The 17,882-nt window shown below is 67.3% G+C and carries 19 protein-coding genes; 11 read left to right on the top strand and 8 right to left on the bottom strand.

The genetic code is table 11. The features are described from left to right. Window positions 1–69 precede the first annotated feature (69 nt). The 5 genes from A5790_RS07455 to ribD are packed head-to-tail and all read left to right on the top strand — an operon-like array spanning window position 70 to window position 4,636. Window positions 70–603, top strand: a complete 534-nt coding sequence (locus A5790_RS07455) for a LemA family protein (protein WP_066842341.1) — start codon at window positions 70–72, stop codon at window positions 601–603. 42 nt (window positions 604–645) lie between these two features. Further along, window positions 646–1,575, top strand: a complete 930-nt coding sequence (gene fmt / locus A5790_RS07450) for a methionyl-tRNA formyltransferase (RefSeq protein WP_066842339.1) — start codon at window positions 646–648, stop codon at window positions 1,573–1,575. 7 nt (window positions 1,576–1,582) lie between these two features. Further along, window positions 1,583–2,956, top strand: a complete 1,374-nt coding sequence (locus A5790_RS07445) for an RsmB/NOP family class I SAM-dependent RNA methyltransferase (protein WP_066842337.1) — start codon at window positions 1,583–1,585, stop codon at window positions 2,954–2,956. A gap of 4 nt (window positions 2,957–2,960) precedes the next feature. Next, entirely contained in the window at window positions 2,961–3,638 is a 678-nt protein-coding gene (gene rpe, locus A5790_RS07440; protein WP_066842335.1) for a ribulose-phosphate 3-epimerase, read from the top strand. Beyond that, window positions 3,635–4,636: a bifunctional diaminohydroxyphosphoribosylaminopyrimidine deaminase/5-amino-6-(5-phosphoribosylamino)uracil reductase RibD gene (ribD, locus tag A5790_RS07435; protein ID WP_066842333.1), complete on the top strand. Its 1,002-nt coding sequence runs from the start codon at window positions 3,635–3,637 to the stop codon at window positions 4,634–4,636. The genes rpe and ribD overlap by 4 nt, the downstream gene beginning before the upstream one ends. On the opposite strand, the gene A5790_RS07430 is transcribed toward ribD, so the two are convergent. From A5790_RS07430 to A5790_RS07420, 3 genes are read right to left on the bottom strand one after another with little or no spacing between them, the layout of a single operon-like run. After that, entirely contained in the window at window positions 4,623–5,660 is a 1,038-nt protein-coding gene (locus A5790_RS07430; RefSeq protein WP_066842331.1) for an ATP-binding cassette domain-containing protein, read from the bottom strand. The genes ribD and A5790_RS07430 overlap by 14 nt on opposite strands. Window positions 5,661–5,664: 4 nt before the next feature. Beyond that, on the bottom strand, window positions 5,665–6,714 hold the full coding sequence (locus tag A5790_RS07425) for an ABC transporter permease (protein WP_066842329.1): 1,050 nt from the start codon (window positions 6,712–6,714) through the stop codon (window positions 5,665–5,667). 47 nt (window positions 6,715–6,761) lie between these two features. Continuing rightward, window positions 6,762–7,316: a type 1 glutamine amidotransferase domain-containing protein gene (locus tag A5790_RS07420; RefSeq protein WP_197696729.1), complete on the bottom strand. Its 555-nt coding sequence runs from the start codon at window positions 7,314–7,316 to the stop codon at window positions 6,762–6,764. Window positions 7,317–7,490: 174 nt separating this feature from the next. Here A5790_RS07420 and A5790_RS25960 point away from each other — a divergent pair, with 174 nt between their 5' ends. Beyond that, window positions 7,491–7,661 (top strand): hypothetical protein, encoded by a 171-nt coding sequence (locus tag A5790_RS25960; protein ID WP_197696728.1) that lies wholly within the window; start codon window positions 7,491–7,493, stop codon window positions 7,659–7,661. Here the strand turns inward: A5790_RS25960 and A5790_RS07415 are convergent. After that, window positions 7,658–9,241 carry an MFS transporter gene (locus tag A5790_RS07415; protein WP_066842328.1) on the bottom strand — a complete coding sequence of 528 codons (1,584 nt, stop codon included), beginning with the start codon at window positions 9,239–9,241 and terminating at the stop codon, window positions 7,658–7,660. The genes A5790_RS25960 and A5790_RS07415 overlap by 4 nt on opposite strands. Beyond that, entirely contained in the window at window positions 9,241–9,945 is a 705-nt protein-coding gene (locus A5790_RS07410; RefSeq protein ID WP_066842326.1) for an LppX_LprAFG lipoprotein, read from the bottom strand. The genes A5790_RS07415 and A5790_RS07410 overlap by 1 nt, the downstream gene beginning before the upstream one ends. Before the next feature lie 91 nt (window positions 9,946–10,036). On the opposite strand from A5790_RS07410, the gene A5790_RS07405 reads away from it, so the two are divergent. After that, window positions 10,037–10,636, top strand: a complete 600-nt coding sequence (locus A5790_RS07405; RefSeq protein ID WP_066842324.1) for a riboflavin synthase — start codon at window positions 10,037–10,039, stop codon at window positions 10,634–10,636. Window positions 10,637–10,670: 34 nt separating this feature from the next. Here the strand turns inward: A5790_RS07405 and A5790_RS07400 are convergent, their stop codons facing one another. After that, on the bottom strand, window positions 10,671–10,997 hold the full coding sequence (locus A5790_RS07400; RefSeq protein ID WP_066842322.1) for a hypothetical protein: 327 nt from the start codon (window positions 10,995–10,997) through the stop codon (window positions 10,671–10,673). 179 nt (window positions 10,998–11,176) lie between these two features. Here A5790_RS07400 and A5790_RS07395 point away from each other — a divergent pair, with 179 nt between their 5' ends. From A5790_RS07395 to A5790_RS07385, 3 genes are read left to right on the top strand one after another with little or no spacing between them, the layout of a single operon-like run. Continuing rightward, window positions 11,177–12,496: a bifunctional 3,4-dihydroxy-2-butanone-4-phosphate synthase/GTP cyclohydrolase II gene (locus tag A5790_RS07395; protein WP_064395633.1), complete on the top strand. Its 1,320-nt coding sequence runs from the start codon at window positions 11,177–11,179 to the stop codon at window positions 12,494–12,496. Continuing rightward, window positions 12,493–12,972: a 6,7-dimethyl-8-ribityllumazine synthase gene (ribH, locus tag A5790_RS07390; protein WP_066842320.1), complete on the top strand. Its 480-nt coding sequence runs from the start codon at window positions 12,493–12,495 to the stop codon at window positions 12,970–12,972. The genes A5790_RS07395 and ribH overlap by 4 nt, the downstream gene beginning before the upstream one ends. Then, entirely contained in the window at window positions 12,969–13,418 is a 450-nt protein-coding gene (locus A5790_RS07385; protein WP_066842318.1) for a PH domain-containing protein, read from the top strand. The genes ribH and A5790_RS07385 overlap by 4 nt, the downstream gene beginning before the upstream one ends. Here A5790_RS07385 and A5790_RS07380 read toward each other — a convergent pair. Further along, window positions 13,405–13,872, bottom strand: coding sequence for a GNAT family N-acetyltransferase (locus A5790_RS07380; RefSeq protein ID WP_066842316.1), 468 nt, complete (start codon window positions 13,870–13,872; stop codon window positions 13,405–13,407). The genes A5790_RS07385 and A5790_RS07380 overlap by 14 nt on opposite strands. Beyond that, entirely contained in the window at window positions 13,869–15,833 is a 1,965-nt protein-coding gene (locus A5790_RS07375) for a gamma-glutamyltransferase family protein (protein WP_369829775.1), read from the bottom strand. The genes A5790_RS07380 and A5790_RS07375 overlap by 4 nt, the downstream gene beginning before the upstream one ends. Before the next feature lie 53 nt (window positions 15,834–15,886). On the opposite strand from A5790_RS07375, the gene uvrC reads away from it, so the two are divergent. Continuing rightward, on the top strand, window positions 15,887–17,881 hold the full coding sequence (uvrC, locus tag A5790_RS07370) for an excinuclease ABC subunit UvrC (RefSeq protein WP_066842314.1): 1,995 nt from the start codon (window positions 15,887–15,889) through the stop codon (window positions 17,879–17,881). Window position 17,882: the final 1 nt, after the last annotated feature.

The following is a 17,882-nucleotide window of genomic DNA, read 5'->3' as shown; positions in this document are numbered from 1 at the left end:
TCATCGCGCAGTACTGACGGAACACCCGGCGCGGGGGCCGGTGTCGATAACCGCGTTGTTCGAGCTCAGGTGACGCTGCTACTGACGATCGCACTGGTGCTGGCGGTGCTGGCGTTCATCGTCTTCGTCGTCGGCTACAACAAACTGCGCTCGGCCGACGTACGCGTTGCCGAGGCGCTGAGCGGTATCGACGTCGAACTCACGCGTCGCGCGTCGCTGATCCCGAGCCTCGTGCACACCGTGCAGACCTTCGCCGCGCACGAGAAGGGCATCCTCGACCACGTCACCAACGCGCGCGTCGCGCTGACCTCCGCCACCACCGGCACGTCGGTGGCCCAACGAAGCGCCGCCGAAAAGCAACTCGACACCGCGCTGGCCCCGCTGTTGGCGCTTGGCCAGGACTACCCGCAGCTGAACTCGTCGAACAACTTTCTCAATCTGCAGGAGAACCTCACCGACAGCGAGAACAAACTCGCGTTCGCGCGCCAGTACTACAACGACTCGGTCGCGACACTGAACCGGTTGATCACCACGATCCCGTGGATGTTCGTCGCACCGATGACCGGCGTGTCCGAACGCGAGTACTACCAGACCCCGCGCTGAGCACCCGGACGTCGTCACCGCCGCCGTCTCTAGACTGACGCGGTGCGCATCGTCTTCGCCGGCACCCCGGAACCCGCCCTGCCTGCGCTGCGCCGTCTCATCGAATCGCCACGTCACGACGTTGTCGCGGTGCTGACCCGCCCCGATGCGGCATCGGGTCGGCGCGGCAAGCCTTCACCGTCGCCGGTCGCGAGGCTGGCGCTCGAGCACGACATCCCGCTGCTGCGGCCCTCGAAGCCCAACTCCGACGAGTTCATCGCCGAACTGACCGAACTGGCACCGCAATGCTGCGCGGTGGTCGCCTACGGCGCCCTGCTCAGCGAGCGGCTGCTCGCCGTGCCCGAATACGGCTGGGTGAACCTGCACTTCTCGGTGCTGCCGGCGTGGCGTGGAGCAGCGCCGGTGCAAGCGGCGATCGCGGCGGGGGACACCGTAACCGGCGCGACCACGTTCCTCATCGAACCTGCCCTCGACTCCGGTCCCGTCTACGGTGTCGTCACCGAAACCATCCGACCGACGGACACGGCAGGCGATCTCCTTGAGCGACTGTCGGTTTCGGGTGCGGAGCTGCTCGATCGCACGCTCGACGGAATCGCCGACGGCACGCTGACGGCGGTACCGCAGCCCTCGGAGGGAGTGACCATCGCCCCGAAGATCACCGTCGACGAGGCGCGCGTGCGGTGGGATCTGCCCGCCCATGTCGTCGAGCGGCGGATCCGCGCCGTCACACCGAATCCCGGCGCCTGGACGATGATCGGCGACCTTCGCGTCAAAGTCGCTCCCGTCACCGTCGACGAGGCCTCGCAGGCCCTGGCGCCGGGCGCTATCCGCGTCGGCCGCGATGGCGTGCGCGTCGGCACCGCGTCGCACCCTGCGCTGCTCGGACAGATTCAGCCACCGGGCAAGAAGCTCATGAACGCGGCCGACTGGGCCCGCGGCGCCCGCCTCGACGATTCGGCACGAGCCGAATGACAGCCGAATGAGCAAGCCGCGCAGCAACCGTCCGCAACGGCGCAAGCCTCTGGACCCGGCTCGCCGGGTCGCGTTCGACGTGTTGCGTGCCGTCTCGGAGAAAGACGCCTACGCAAACCTCGCCCTGCCGGCGTTGTTGCGGGAACGCGGCATCAGCGGCCGTGACGCGGCCTTCGCCACCGAACTCGCGTACGGCGCCTGCCGGACCAAAGGACTGTTGGACGCGGTCATCAGCCACGCCGCGGGCCGCGCGACCGACAGGATCGACCCCGTCCTGCTGGACCTTCTGCGGCTCGGCGCCTATCAGCTGCTGCGCACGCGGGTCGAGCAACACGCCGCGGTGTCCACCACCGTGGAGCAGGCCGGCATCGAGTTCGATTCGGCACGTGCCGGTTTCGTCAACGGCGTGTTGCGCACCATCGCCTCGCGCGACGAACAGTCCTGGGTCGGGGAACTGGCCCCGGACGCGGCGACCGACCCGATCGGTCATTCGGCGTTCGTGCATGCGCACCCCCGGTGGGTCGCGCAAGCGTTCGCCGATGCGCTGGGCCCCGACGCTGGTGAACTCGATGCGCTGCTCGCCGCCGACGACGCTCGGCCCGCCGTGCACCTCGCCGTGCGCCCAGGGGCGTTGAGTGCGCAGGAACTGGCCACGCAGGTCGACGGCACGGTCGGCCGGTATTCGCCCCACGCGGTATACCTCACCGGCGGTGACCCGGGCCGGTTGCAGGCGGTGCGCGACGGCAATGCGCTGGTGCAGGACGAGGGCAGCCAACTCGTCGCGCGGGCGCTGACCCTGGCCGAGATCGACGGCGCCGACGGCGGACGCTGGCTGGATCTGTGCTCGGGCCCCGGCGGGAAGACGGCCATGCTCGCCGCGTTGGCGCCCGACGGCGCACGGGTCACCGCGGTGGAGCCCGCGCCCGCGCGCGCCGATCTCGTCGAACAGAACACCCGCGGCCTTCCCGTGGACGTGCTGCGCGTCGACGGTCGCGAGCCCGGCGTGGAACCCGGCTTCGACCGGGTGCTCGTGGACGCCCCCTGCACGGGCCTCGGTGCGCTGCGGCGCAGGCCCGAGGCACGGTGGCGGCGAAGGCCCGGTGACGTGCCGTCGCTGGCGAAACTGCAACGTGAACTCCTGGCGTCGGCGATCCGGCTGACGCGGCCGGGCGGCGTGGTGCTCTACGCCACCTGTTCGCCGCACCTGGCCGAGACCGTGGGCGTCGTCTCCGATGCGTTGCGCCGACACCCCGTGACGGCGCTGGACACCCGGCCGCTGTTCGCGCCCGCGGACAACCTCGGAGCTGGGCCCTATGTCCAGTTGTGGCCGCACCGCCACGGCACCGATGCGATGTTCGCCGCCGCGCTCAAAGTAGGGTAGGCCCATGGCAGGACCCCTGATCGCGCCGTCGATCCTTGCGGCCGACTTCGCCAGGCTCGCCGACGAAGCCGAGGCCGTGCGCGGTGCGGACTGGCTGCACGTCGATGTGATGGACAACCACTTCGTGCCGAACCTGACCATCGGTCAGCCCGTCGTCGAGTCGCTGCTGAAGGTGACCGACATCCCGATGGACTGCCACCTGATGATCGAGAACCCCGAGCGGTGGGCGCCGCCGTACGCCGAAGCGGGCGCCTACAACGTCACGTTCCACGCCGAGGCCACCGACAACCCGGTCGGCGTCGCCCGCGACATCCGCGCCGCGGGCGCCAGAGCGGGGCTGTCGGTCAAGCCGGGCACCCCGCTGGAGCCGTACCTGGAGATCCTTCCCGAGTTCGACACGCTGCTGATCATGTCGGTGGAGCCGGGATTTGGCGGCCAGAAGTTCATCCCGGAAGTGCTGGTGAAAGTCGGTACGGCCCGGCGCCTCGTGGACGCGGGCGAGTTGACGATCGTCGTCGAGATCGACGGCGGCATCAACGCCGACACCATCGAGCAGGCGGCCGAGGCGGGGGTGGACTGCTTCGTCGCGGGCTCGGCCGTCTACAGCGCAGAGTACCCCGCCGCGGCGGTGGAGTCGTTGCGCAGGCAGGCCGCCGCTGCCTCCAAGCATCTGCGGGCATGAATCTCGAGGCCGCGATGCGGCTGGCGCTCCAGCAAGCCGAGAAGGTCAAGGGCACAACCTATCCCAATCCGCCGGTCGGAGCGGTCATTCTGGACCGCGACGGCGAGGTGGCCGGTGTGGGGGCCACGGAGCCTCCCGGCGGGCCGCACGCCGAGGTAGTCGCCTTGCGTAGGGCGGGCGAGCGCGCCGCCGGAGGCACCGCCGTCGTGGCGCTCGAACCGTGCAATCACTACGGCCGCACCCCGCCCTGCGTGGATGCGCTTGTTGCCGCTGGTGTTTCGGCGGTTGCGTATGCGGTAGCGGACCCGAACCCGATCGCGGCGGGTGGGGCAGCGCGGCTCGCCGAGGAGGGGGTGGCCGTGACTGCGGGTGTGCTCTCCGACGCAGTGGCAGGCGGCCCGTTGCGCGAGTGGCTGCACAAACAGCGCACCGGGTCACCGCATGTGACATGGAAATTCGCGACCAGCGTGGACGGTCGCAGCGCGGCGGCCGACGGCAGCAGCCAGTGGATCACCAGCGAAGCCGCCCGCGCGGATGTGCACCGCAGGCGCGCCGTCGCCGACGCGATCGTGGTCGGCACCGGCACCGTGTTCGTCGACGATCCGGCACTGACGGCGCGTCTCCCCGACGGCACCCTCGCCGACCGTCAGCCGCTGCGGGTCGTCGTCGGAGAGCGCGAGATCTCGCAAGAGGCAAGGGTTCTCAACGACGACTCGCGCACCATGGTGATCCGTACCCGCGATCCCCACGAAGTGATCAAGGCGCTGTCCGATCGCACCGATGTGCTGCTCGAAGGTGGTCCGACGTTGGCGGGCGCGTTCTTGCGCGCCGGCGTCATCAACCGGATCCTGGCCTACGTCGCACCGATCCTCCTCGGTGGCCCGATTACCGCAGTCGATGATGTCGGTGTGCTGAGCATCGCGCACGCCCAGCGGTGGCGCTTCGATCAGATCGACCCCATCGGCCCCGACGTGCTGCTGAGCCTCATTCCTGGGTAGCCGCGTCCTCGGTTTCCGGCGCGCCCTCGTCCAATTCGCCGCTCAGCGGGCGGTGCTCGATGAGGTCGCGGACTCCGGCCATCCCCAACCGTTTTCGGAAAGCCTGCACCGTGTAGCCCACCACGGTCGCGTCGGTGCGCGCCCTGGCCGTCGCTGACCGGGGCAGATGGAACAGCGGCCCGATCTCGCCGAAGTAGTCGCCTTCGATCGCCAACTTCAGCAATTCCTCACCGCCGCCGGCCAGTTCGCGGATGATTTCGATCTCGCCGTCGTCAACGATGTAGATCTGGTCACCCATGGTGCCCTGCTCGAACAGCACCTGACCGGCTTCTAGCTCTACGGTCTCCGGTGGGCGGTCGGTGGAGGCGAAGTTCGGCACCATCTCGACGACCCGATCCGCCAGCGGCAGGATCCGGCTGTCATGTGTCGCGACGACCACCATCCGGTTGTCGGAGGCAAGCTCGCGGATCAGCTTCAGAACCTCTTCGACCTGAATGAAGTCCAGATGCGCCGTGGGCTCGTCGGCGAGGATCAGCGGGGGATCCAGTGCGATCGCCCGGGCCACCGCCACCCGCTGCTGCTGCCCGCCGCTGAGGTCGCCTGGCCGGTGCTCGAGACGGTCCTGCAGCCCTACCCGCGCCAGCAGCTGTTCGGCCCGCTTCCGGGAAGCCCGGCGCGACATGCCGTTTGCGCGCAGCGGCACCATCACGTTCTCGACCGCGGTGAGGCTGGGCACCAGGTTAAAGGCCTGGAACACGAATCCGACCGTCTCGCGCCGGTATGTCGCGAGTTCGTTGGCTCCGAGCGAGGTCACCTCGACGTCGCCGAATTTGATCGCACCGGAAGTGGGTTGCAAGATCCCGCCGAGGCACGACAACAGCGTTGTCTTCCCGCATCCGCTGGGGCCCATCAGAATCACCAGTGAGCCGGCCGCGACGTCGAGGTTCATGCCGTCGATCGGGCGCACGGCGTGCCCGCCGCTGGTGTACTCGACGACGAGATTCTGGATCGACAGATCGCCCATGGGCTCACGGCCCCCCGAAGGCCAGTGCGGGATCGACTGACACGGCGCGACGTAACCCCGCCGCGCTGGCGATGAGGCCGATCGCCACCGCGACCACCGGCAGCGCGACGAAGGCCTCTGTGGGCACGATCACCTGCATGGGGAACAGCGGTCCGAGCAACAGCGACAGCCCGGCGCCGACCAACGCGGCCAGCAGCGCCACGATCACCGCCTGCAGGGCGAGACCGGCCATCACCGAACGGGTAGGCACCCCAATCGCTTTGAAGACAGCGAAGTCCCGCAGCCGTTCCAACGCGGACAGGTAGACGACCGAACCCACGATCAGCGCGGCGACGATCCACAGCAGCACCGCGACGATCGTGATGGAGTTGACGGCCACCTTCAACGGCCGCAGCAGATCCTCGATGGCTCCGGTGCGGTCGACCGCCCGATAACCGTTCGGCACCTGCTCAAGGGAACCGCGCACGCCGATGGAGGCGACCAGACGCTCACCGCCGTACACCAACTGCTGTGCGCCCTCTGTGGTGAGAAACACATTGGGCAGGTTCGCCAATGCGGTCGAGTTCTCCACCAGGCCGACGATACGTAGCGTCTGCGAGGCGATCTCGACCTCATCGCCGACGCCGCGACCCAATGTGGTGGACGCCGCGACTTCGTCGGGGGTCGTGGGCGCGCGCCCTTCGATCACGGCCGGCATACCCGGTCCGCGTTCGGGCGCGCCGAAGATGTCGACGTTGCGCGTCGCCCCGTCGAGGGTGGCCGTGCCGCCGGCGTACGCCAGGGGAGCGGCGGAGTCGACGCCCGGAGCGGCAGCGATACGGCGCAATTCCACGGGCGCGAACGGTGTGGCACCCACGAACGGACCCGACGCACCCGCCTTCACGATGAACTGGTCGACACCGAGGCTGTCGACGGTCCTTTCGGCCTCGGTCTGGAAACCGTTGGCCAAACCGGTGAGCACCAGCGTCATCCCGAAAATGATCGCGGTGGACAACACCGCGATGGCGAAACGTCGCCTTCGCCACTGCATGTCGCGCAGCGCGGCGATGAGCATGTCGGCGACGTTACCCCGGCTACGGTCCTCGGCGCGTGGGGTTTCGGCTACTTCGCGAAAGCGCTGACCAACGTGTTGCAGAAGGCCGGCAGGTCATCGGGTTTGCGGCTGGACACCAAAATGTTTGGCCCACGCGAGCATTCGACGACCTCGTCATCCACCCAATTGGCTCCGGCATTCACCAGGTCGGTCTTCACGCTGGGCCACGACGTCATGGTGCGTCCGCGCACCACGTCTGCCTCGACGAGCGTCCACGGTCCGTGGCAGATGACCGCGACCGGTTTGCCTTCGTCGAAGAAGCTCTTTGCGAACGCGACCGCGTCGGCGTTTATGCGCAGGTTGTCCGGGTTGGCCACGCCGCCGGGCAGCACCAACGCGGCGTAGTCGGACGCCGACACCGAATCGGCGGACTTCTCGGCTTCGAACGTGTCGGCGGGGGTCAGGTGGTTGAACGCCTGGATCTTGCCGACCTCCGTTGACACCAGTTCAGGGGTGCCCCCGGCCTGCTCGACGGCCTTCCACGGCTCGGTCAGCTCGACCTGCTCGACACCTTCGGTAGCGACCAGGAACGCAATCTTCTTGCCATTCAGTGAACTTGCCATGAGCTTTCTCCGTTGAGGTTAGATGTGATGCCACGCATACCCCGCGTGTCGAGGAGTCAATCAGCGCGCTCACGTCGGTACACTCGTACCAGAGTGGGCCGCGTACGGCCCGCCGTAATCGCGCTTTCACCGACGATTTGCGCGCTGGTGAGCACGAACAAAGGACGACGACCCATGACTGCACTGCAGGACTGGCTCAGCTATCGCCCGATGCACCCCCGGACCCTCAAGGCGTTGATCTGCGACACCTTCCGGGTTCAGCCCGACCAGGCTGTCGCAGAGGAGGCCGTGCCGGTCAAGCCGGCCGAGCCGCTGCTGCTGCGCCCCGGCCTCGAGCGCTGCTAGGCGCCGTCGACGCGATCGGCGGCCGTTTCCCCGACCACTTCCGCCGGTTCGTCGGCGTGCTCCTGCTTGCCGCCGATGAGGAGGCCCAACAGGGCGCCGACGACGCAGACCACGACCGTGACGAGGAAGATGTCGCCGTACTGCAGCACGTAGGCCTCTCGGTAGCGGGTCGCTTCGGCGGCCAGTCGTTCGGCAAGCGTGTTGGCCGGCGGGAATGGCAGGGTCTGAAGGTGCTGGTTTAGTCGGTACAGACCCCATGCGGTCAAACCGGCCAGGCCGATGAGCATGCCGATCATCCGCGCCACCACCACGGCCGCCGACGCGATGCCGTGCTGGGCGGCTGGCACTACGCGTAGCGTCGCCGAGGTTAACGGCCCGATCACCAAGCCCAGGCCGAGGCCGGCGATCGCCAGGTCGGTGTCGAGCACCGGCAGTGAGACGAACCCGAGGTCGTGGTGGGTGGTCAGCACGTCGGTGCCCCACATTGAGATCAGGTAGTAACCGCCTCCGGCGATCAGCAGACCGACGAAGGCCACCAGGCGGTCCCCGATGCGGGTCGCGACCCACCCGCCGATCACGGCGCCGATGGGCAGCGCGATCAGGAAGCGCAGCAGCAAGAGCACGGCGTCGGTCTGGTTCTTTCCGAGCACACCCTGCCCAAACAGTTCCACGTTGACCAGAGTCACCATCAACGCCGCGCCCGCGCACAAGGACGCGCCCAACGCGGCCAGGAACGGCCGGAAATGCACGCCGGCGGGTTCGATCAGGCGTGTGCGTGAGTACCTCTCCCAGACAAAGAAGGCCACGACGGCCACCAGTGCGGCCAACAGCACCGGAAGCCCGTAACTCGGCAGGATCTTGCGGCCGTCGGGCGCCGGGTTGTAGAGCCCGATCACGATCAGGCCCAGCGCGACGGCAAGCAGCACCCCGCCGACGACGTCTACCCGTTCGGGGTTCTCGGGCTTGAGGCGGGAAGGCAAACTGAAGTGGATCAGCACCATCGCGAGGGCGGCCAACGGCAGGTTGATCCAGAAGACGTCGCGCCACGTGTTCAGCACCGCCACCACGGCGATGCCGTACAGCGGTCCCAACACGCTGCCCAACTCTTGTGCGGCGCCGATCCCGCCGAGCACTGTGGCGCGGTTACGGCTGGCCCACAGGTCGGCGGCCAGCGCGAGCGTGACCGGCAGAAGCGCACCGCTGGCGACGCCCTGAATGGTGCGGCCGATCACCATGGGGACCAGGTCGTTCGACATCGCGGTGACGACGGATCCGACCGCGAAGCCGGCCAGGCTCACCTGGAGGATGAACTTGCGGCCGAACCGGTCCGAGGCCCGGCCCAACAGCGGCATCGCGGCGATGTAACCGAGCAGGTAGCAGGTGATGATCGGGGTCACCCGCTGCAGCTGGTTTATCGGGATTCCGATGTCGATGATGATGTCGGTGATGATCGCGACCACGACATAGGTGTCGAGCGCGCCGAGCAGCACCGCGAGGCTGCCGGCGCTGATCGCGATTCGCCGATTCGACCCCGCCCTCAGGACGGATCCGGTGCCCGCGGCTCGAGTTGATATCGACATTAGGCGGCCGGCGGCTTGGAGACCGTCACTGGTTTGCCCCATTCCGTCACCGTCATAGTGACGCTGCTGTCGGAGTCGGTCTGCAACTTGACCTGGGCCAACTTATGGTCGCCGTCCTCGGCGATCCAGGCTGTTGCCGGCGCTGGACCGGTCATGTCGAGCTGCGGGGCGATCTTGTTGACCGCATCGGCGCTGACGTTCCCGGTGACACGGATGGTCTCCACGCCGTTGACCGATTCGCGACCCTCGGCCTTCGGGTCGGAGAAGTTGTCCAGCACGTTGCCCAAACCAGTCTCAGGATTGAGTATCAGCGAAGCGTCGTAGATATCGACTGCAGGACCGAAGTTCGACAATTGACCCCCGGGGGTCAACGTGGCGTAGAGATCGCCGTCGAAGACCACGAACTCCAAGCCCTCCAGGCGTTGGCCCCCCATCAACAGGTTGACCTTGCCTTGTGCGGTGAACGTAGGCGCATTGCTCAGGTCGCCCTCGAGCAATTCGATCGGCAGCTTCTCAATCGTGCCCTGCACCTGGAGTTTCAGATGCACGCTCGTCTGCTTCTTGGTGGTTTCGCTGGACTGCTGCAGCAGGGTCGCGCCGTCGGGAAGGTCCTTCGCGGATTCTTCCGACTTGGAGGAGCAACCTGCCAGCAAAGCCACGGTGGCGACGAGGGCGGCGAAGATCGTCAAGGGGCGCTTGGGCATGAGTGCATCGTAGAGGGTCCGGCTGCGTGGCCGCGGTTGGCGGGGCCTCCACCTTCAACGGCGCTAGGGGCGATCCCGATAGTCTGGCGAGGTGTTCACCGGAATCGTCGAAGAGGTCGGCGAGGTCGTCGGCAAGGAAGATCTCGGCGATTTCGCTCGGCTCGCCATCCGCGGGCCCCTCGTCACATCAGACGCCCGCCACGGTGACTCCATCGCGGTGAACGGCGTCTGTCTCACCGTCGTCGAGGTGGGCCCGGATGCGACGTTCACCACCGATGTGATCGGGGAGACGTTGAATCGGTCGAGCCTGGGCCGTCTCGGGCCGGGCAGCCGCGTCAACCTCGAGCGTGCGGTTGCGGTGAACAGCCGTCTCGGCGGGCACATCGTCCAGGGCCATGTCGACGGCACCGGTCACGTGATCGCCCGCCCACCGTCGGACCGCTGGGTGGTGGTGCGCATCGCGCTCCCGACCGCGCTGTCACGGTATGTGGTGGAAAAGGGCTCAATCACCGTCGACGGCGTCTCCCTGACGGTGTCCGGGCTCGGACACGACTGGTTCGAGGTGTCGTTGATTCCCACGACGCTCGATCTCACGACGCTTGGCCGCGCCGAAGTCGGGACGCTGGTCAATCTCGAGGCGGACGTGATCGCCAAGTATGTCGAGCGGCTGCTCGCTCCGCAGAGCGATTGAGCCGCCGCCACTTTGGAGCAGCGGTCGTCAGCGTCTAGTAGCCGAGTGGCCCGCGAAACTGCTGGACGATGGTGAAAAGGTCGCTGACCTGAGTCGCGGTCGGAACGAAATCGTTGAAGAACCGGTCGACCGCGCCCATCTGGTCGGGCGGGGCCGCATTTCGGGGCACGTACTGCTGCCACATTCCTTCGAGCACTCCCATTGCCGGGATCACGTCGGACGCGGTGGGGCCCGGCCCCGGAGGAGCAATGTCGCTCGGCTGGGCGGCCGCCGACGGTGCGACGGCAAGGAACAGACCGGAGGCGGCCACACCGCACGCGGCGAAGAGCAGCCTCGGAGCGGCGAATCGTGACGCATTCATATGAGTCCCTTTGAGCGTGACCAGGAAACGTAGCGTAGACATCGGGCGACTCGGCCAAGGAGCAATCCCGAAAATACACAGAGGTTCCACAGAGTGCCGCCGACGCCGAAAGCAGGAGTAAACGCCCAGCTCAGCGGCCTGGCAATAAGTTTTGAACCCCGGTGGTTCATACTGATGTGGTGACGAGGCTTGACACTGTTGAGCGCGCGGTGGCAGATATCGCCGCGGGCAAGGCCGTCGTCGTGATCGACGATGAGGATCGCGAGAACGAGGGCGATCTCATCTTCGCCGCCGAAAAGGCGACGCCGGAGCTTGTTGCGTTCATGGTTCGGTACACCTCCGGCTACCTCTGCGTCCCGCTGGATGGCGCCATCTGCGACAAGCTGGGTCTGCTGCCGATGTACGCGGTGAACCAGGACAAGCACGGCACCGCCTACACCGTCACGGTGGACGCGAAGAACGGTGTGGGAACGGGTATCTCGGCTGCCGACCGGGCAACAACGATGCGGTTGCTCGCGGATCCGTCAAGCATCGCCGACGATTTCACGAAGCCGGGCCACGTCGTGCCGCTGCGGGCGAAGGACGGAGGCGTGCTGCGCCGTCCGGGCCACACCGAAGCCGCGGTCGACCTGGCGCGACTCGCCGGGCTGCAGCCCGCCGGTGCGATCTGCGAGATCGTCAGCCAGAAAGACGAAGGCTCGATGGCGCAGACCGACGAGCTGCGCATCTTCGCCGACGAACATGACCTCGCGCTGATCTCGATCGCCGACCTGATCGAGTGGCGGCGCAAGCACGAGAAGCACATCGAGCGCATCGCCGAGGCCCGGATACCGACCCGCCACGGCGAATTCCGCGCCGTCGGTTACACCAGCATCTACGACGACGTCGAGCATGTCGCGCTGGTCAAGGGTGATATCGCAGGCCCGACCAGCGACGGCCACGACGTATTGGTGCGTGTGCACTCCGAATGCCTCACCGGTGACGTGTTCGGCTCTCGACGCTGCGACTGCGGACCCCAACTCGACGCGGCCATGGCGATGGTCGCCCGAGAAGGCCGCGGCATCGTGCTGTACATGCGCGGCCACGAAGGCCGCGGCATCGGGCTCATGCACAAGCTGCAGGCCTATCAACTACAGGACGCCGGTGACGACACCGTCGACGCCAACCTCAAGCTCGGCCTGCCCGCCGACGCCCGCGACTACGGCATCGGAGCGCAGATACTCGTCGACCTGGGCGTGCGGTCGATGCGGCTGCTCACCAACAATCCCGCCAAGCGGGTGGGGCTCGACGGTTACGGGCTGCACATCATCGAACGCGTGCCGCTACCGGTGCGGGCGAACAAAGAGAACATCCGCTACCTGATGACCAAGCGGGACCGGATGGGCCACGACCTGAGTGGTCTGGACGCCTATCACGAGGCCACCACCATGGCCGACTACGACGAGGGCGTATACCTGCTCGGTGACCGCCGCCCAACAGATCTCGGTGGAGCCCTGTGAGTGGTACAGGCGTACCCGATCTTCCAGACATCGACGGATCGGGGCTCAAGCTAGCCGTCGTGGCGAGCACCTGGCACGAGACCATCTGCGACGCATTGCTCGACGGGGCACTCAAAGTGGCTGCGGGCGCAGGGATCGAGAATCCCACGGTGGTGCGGGTGCTGGGCGCAATCGAGATTCCCGTTGTGGCACAGGCGCTGGCGGCCGACCATGACGCAGTCGTGGCGCTGGGCGTGGTGATCCGAGGGGAGACACCGCATTTCGACTATGTGTGTGACGCGGTGACGCAGGGCTTGACCCGGGTGTCGCTGGATGCGTCGACACCGGTGGCCAACGGAGTGCTGACGACCAACAGCGAGCAGCAGGCCCTCGACCGGGCCGGGCTCCCGTCGTCGTCTGAGGACAAAGGCGCGCAGGCGGCGGCGGCCGCGTTGTCGACCGCGCTGACGTTGCGCGACATTCGCTCGCGCTCATGACCGACTGGGATATCGAGATACGCCCGCACCTGGCACCGTATTTCGCTTACGCTGCCGCAGCGCTGATCCTCGCCGCGCATGTGACGGTAGGCGCATTGTTGAAGATCAGCTCGACCGGGGTGATCTTTCGCACCGCCGACCAGGTGGCGATCGCGCTGCTCGGCGTCGTCATCGCCGGGGTGGTCTTGATGTTCGCCCGGCCCCGGCTGCGAGTCGGCGCCGCCGGTGTGAGCGTGCGGAACCTCGTCAACGACAAGACGATTCCGTGGTCCGATGTGGTCGACATCTCTTTCCCGAGGGGCGCGCGATGGGCGCGCGTGGACCTCCCCGACGACGAGTACATTCCGATCATGGCGATCCAGGCCGTCGACAAGGGCCGCGCCATCGACGCGATGGACCGCGTCCGCGACGTCCTCGAGCGTTACAAGGGCCTCAACTCACGCTGAGCGACATCGCGAGTTCGTCGCGCTCGGAGGTGGTTTGGTCGTCGGCGACGGCGAACCCGATGCTCTCGTACACCTGACGCGCCGCCGCGTTGTCGATCGCCACCCGTAAGCGGACCGTGTGCACATTGCTGGTGCGCGCCCATTCGAGAGCCGCGGCGACCAGTTGCCGCGCCAGGCCCCGACCCCGTGCCGCGGGTTCCAGCCACAGCGAGTACAGATACACGGTCTCGTTGTTCTCCTGCTGCGCCCCGATCATGCCGACGGGACGGTCACCGTCGAGCGCGACGAACTGCGCATGGTCGCGCAACCGCCGCTGCCACTGCGCTGCGGTGAAGGCCGCCTCGTCCCGGTAGCTTGGATCCTTTTCACCCAGCGAGTCGGACAGCGCCCTCAACCGGATGGCAGCGAACGTCTGCCAGTCGAATTCACCGAGCCGGGCCACACATTCGGTCATCGGGTGTCGCCCATGACCAACCCTTCCCTGCGCGGATCCGCCCCGCCGATGAGGCCTGTGCTGTCTCGGATGATCGCCGACAGGCCGCTCGACTGGTCGGCCAGATCCACCTGATGGCCGAGTGCCCGCAACCCCTGCACGAGCGGATCGAGATCGCCGTTATCGGAGGTGTCGATGATCGGATGCTCACCGCCGACATTGGTCTTCGGAGTGTTCGCCGCGCCGAAGTCGACCATCGACACCGCCTGCTGCGGGTCGAGTCCCCAATCCAGCATTCCCACAATGGTTTTCGCTACGAACTGGATGATCACCGCACCGCCGGGCGAACCCAGGACCGCATAGAGGCGTCCGCGCTCGCCGGCCCGGCCCTGTGCCCGGTCGAAGATCAGGGTCGGCGCCATCGTGCTGCGCGGTCGCTTGCCGGGCTGGACCCGGTTCGCCACCGGCGCCCCGTCGGGGCCGGCCGGCTCGGCCGAGAAGTCTGTGAGCTGGTTGTTGAGGAGGAACCCGTCGACCATGTGGAACGAGCCGAACGCCGACTCGACCGTGGTGGTCAACGACGCGGCGTTGCCCTGTGAGTCGACGATGCTGACCTGGCTGGTGCCGTGTTCGGGGACGGGCGGTGCGGGGCTGGTCGGCGGACCGAACTCGCCGGGTTTCGCGGTGCCCATGCTGTGCTGCTCGGAGATCAGCGCGGCCCGACCGGCGAGGTAGTCACTGCCGAGCAGCGTGTCGGGTGACCCGCCCGGCAGCGGCACGAAATCGGTGTCGGCGACGTACTTGTCGCGGTCGGCGTACGCCAGTCGTTCCGCCTCGGATATCAGGTGTACGCCCATGACCGACGGTCGGCCGCCGTTGAGGTCGACGTCGCTGGGTTTGTGATCGGCCATCGGGAAGTGTTCGAGAATGCCGAGCGTCGCCAGCACGGCGATGCCGCCTGACGACGGCGGTGGCATCCCGCAGATCTCCCGTCCGCGGTACGGCCTGCACAGCGGTTCGCGTTCCTTGACCGAGTAGTTGGCGAGGTCTTCGACGGTCATCAGGCTTGGCGTCCGGCCCCCGGAGGCGTCGGCCGCTGCGGCGACGATGTCGCGGGCGATGGCGCCGGTGTAGAACGTCTGAGGGTCGGTGGCGATGACGCCCAACGTCTTCGAATACGCCGGGTTGGTCAGCCGGGTGCCCTCCGTCTTGGGGCTGCCGTCGCCGTTGAGGAAGTATTCGGCCGCTTGGGGGTCGAGCTTGAGCTCGGGCGCCGCGTCATCGATGGCCGCGGCCAGCCTCGGGCTGATGTCGAAGCCGTCGTCGGCCATCCGGACTGCGGGAGCGAACAGGTCGCGCCAGCCCGTCTTGCCGTGATCGGCGTGCACCTCGGTGAGCATCCGCACGATGCCGGGCACACCGATCGAACGCCCCGAGGCCCTGGCGTCCGGTTTGGGCTCCGTCCGGTCGGTTTCGGAAACCCAGCGCAGATAGTTCTCCGTGGCCGCAGCGGGCGCGATTTCGCGACCGTCGTAGGCCTGGACCTCACCGGAGGCCGCATCGAAATAGAGCAGGAAGCCGCCGCCGCCGAGGCCCGACGCCTGCGGCTCGACGAGGCCGAGCACGGCCTGCGCGGTGACGAGCGCGTCCGCCGCGGTGCCACCGTCGCGGAGCACCTCGCACGCGGCCTGCGTGGCCAGCGGATTTGCGGTGACCACCGAGAAGCTGCTGGTTCGCACCGGCGTCATGTCGGTGCGGTAACCCGTGGCCACCTCGGGATTGGTTGAGATATCGCGGGACGTCGGCGGCGACCCGGGAGAGGGTGCGGCGGTGGTCTTGACCACCGGGGTGCCGTTCTCGACGATCGCGCACGGTCCCGCGGACTCCGATTCGGTGCTGCCGTCGTCCGTCGAGCAGCCGGCGAGCACCAGCATCAACCCGGCCAGCGGGGCCATCACCTTGGTCAGCGAGGAGATCCGCATCACCCGACGGTAGTGGATCGGGGCGGTCGGAACGCGGCAGTAACCTGGATTGCGTGCCTGATCCTTCGACGTACCGACCCGCCCCAGGGTCGATTCCCGTCGAACCGGGCGTCTACCGATTCCGCGACCCGCACGGCAGGGTGATCTACGTCGGCAAGGCGAAGAGTCTGCGCAGCCGACTGAACTCCTACTTCGCCGACGTCGCGAGCCTGGCGCCGCGCACACGTCAGATGGTGATGGCCGCGGGCAGCGTCGAGTGGACGGTGGTCAACACCGAAGTCGAGGCGCTGCAGCTCGAATACAACTGGATCAAGGAGTTCGACCCGCGATTCAACATCAGGTATCGAGACGACAAGTCGTACCCGGTGCTCGCGGTCACGCTCAACGAGGAGTATCCGCGGCTGATGGTGTACCGCGGGGCCCGGCGAAAGGGCGTCCGGTACTTCGGACCCTATTCGCATGCGTGGGCGATCCGCGAAACTCTCGACCTGCTGACGCGGGTGTTCCCGGCGCGCACATGCTCTAACGGAGTATTCAAGCGCCACAGGCAAATCGATCGGCCCTGCCTGCTCGGCTATATCGACAAGTGTTCGGCTCCCTGTATCGGTCGGGTGAGCGCCGATGAGCACCGCCAGATCGTTGTCGATTTCTGCGACTTCCTCGCCGGTAAGACCGATCGGTTGGTCCGCGACCTCGAACACCAGATGAACGAGGCCGCCGAGGAACTGGATTTCGAGAGGGCCGCGCGCCTGCGCGACGACATCGGCGCTCTGAAACGGGCGCTGGAGAAACAGGCGGTGGTGTTCGGCGACGGCACCGATGCCGACGTGGTGGCATTCGCCGACGACGAACTCGAAGCGGCCGTGCAGGTTTTCCATGTCCGCGGCGGCCGGGTGCGTGGCCAGCGCGGTTGGATCGTGGAAAAGTCCGGTGAGCCGGGAGAATCGAGCCAGGAACGTTTGGTGGAACAGTTCCTGACCCAGTTCTACGGCGATCAGGCCGAATTGGGCGACGCCAGCGACAGCGGCGGGGACGAGGCGACCAATCCCGTGCCTCGTCAGGTGCTGGTTCCGTGCCTGCCGAGCAACTCCGACGAATTGGCCGCCTGGCTCGGCCAGCTGCGGGGTTCTCGGGTGTCGTTGCGCGTGCCGCAGCGCGGTGACAAGCGCGCCCTCGCCGAGACGGTCCGCCGCAATGCCCAGGATGCGCTCGCTCAGCACAAGCTCAGGCGTGCCGGTGACTTCACCGCGAGAACCGCTGCGCTGCAGAGTATTCAGGATGCTCTGGGGCTGGCCGAGGCGCCGTTGCGCATCGAGTGCGTCGATATCAGCCACGTGCAGGGCACCGATGTGGTGGCCTCCCTGGTGGTCTTCGAGGACGGTTTACCGCGCAAGTCCGACTACCGGCACTACGCGATCCGAGAGGCCGCGGGCGACGGCCGTTCAGACGACGTCGCCTCCATCGCCGAGGTGACCAGGCGCCGGTTCTACCGTCACCTACACGACAGCCAGCATCCCACAGAGCTTGCACCGGAAGGAAAGTCGCGCAAGTTCGCCTACCCACCGAACCTGTTCGTCGTCGATGGCGGTGCGCCACAGGTCAACGCCGCACAAGCGGTGCTCGACGAACTGGGTATCACCGACGTCGCGGTGATCGGCTTGGCCAAGCGTCTCGAGGAGGTGTGGGTTCCGTCGGAGCCCGATCCGCTGATCATGCCGCGCAACAGTGAAGGGCTGTACCTGCTGCAGCGCGTACGTGACGAGGCGCACCGGTTCGCGATCGCGTATCACCGCAGCAAGCGTTCCAAGCGGATGACCGCGTCGGCGCTTGACTCGGTTCGAGGGCTCGGTGAGCATCGCCGGAAAGCACTGGTCACCCACTTCGGCTCGGTGGCCCGATTGAAGGAGGCGTCGATCGCGGAGATCACCGCGGTACCCGGTATCGGTGTCGCCACCGCCCGTGCCGTGCTCGACGCGCTTGGCGTACCGCCCGAAAGCGACGCGCCCGAGTCGGCGATCGACGATGATCAGAGCAAGGTATCGGGATGAC

The organism is Mycobacterium sp. 852002-51152_SCH6134967 (assembly GCF_001667105.1).
Classification (GTDB): Bacteria; Actinomycetota; Actinomycetes; order Mycobacteriales; family Mycobacteriaceae; genus Mycobacterium; species Mycobacterium neumannii_A.
Note: the sequence above shows the minus strand (reverse complement) of the source record. Positions and strands in the feature narration are given on the sequence as shown.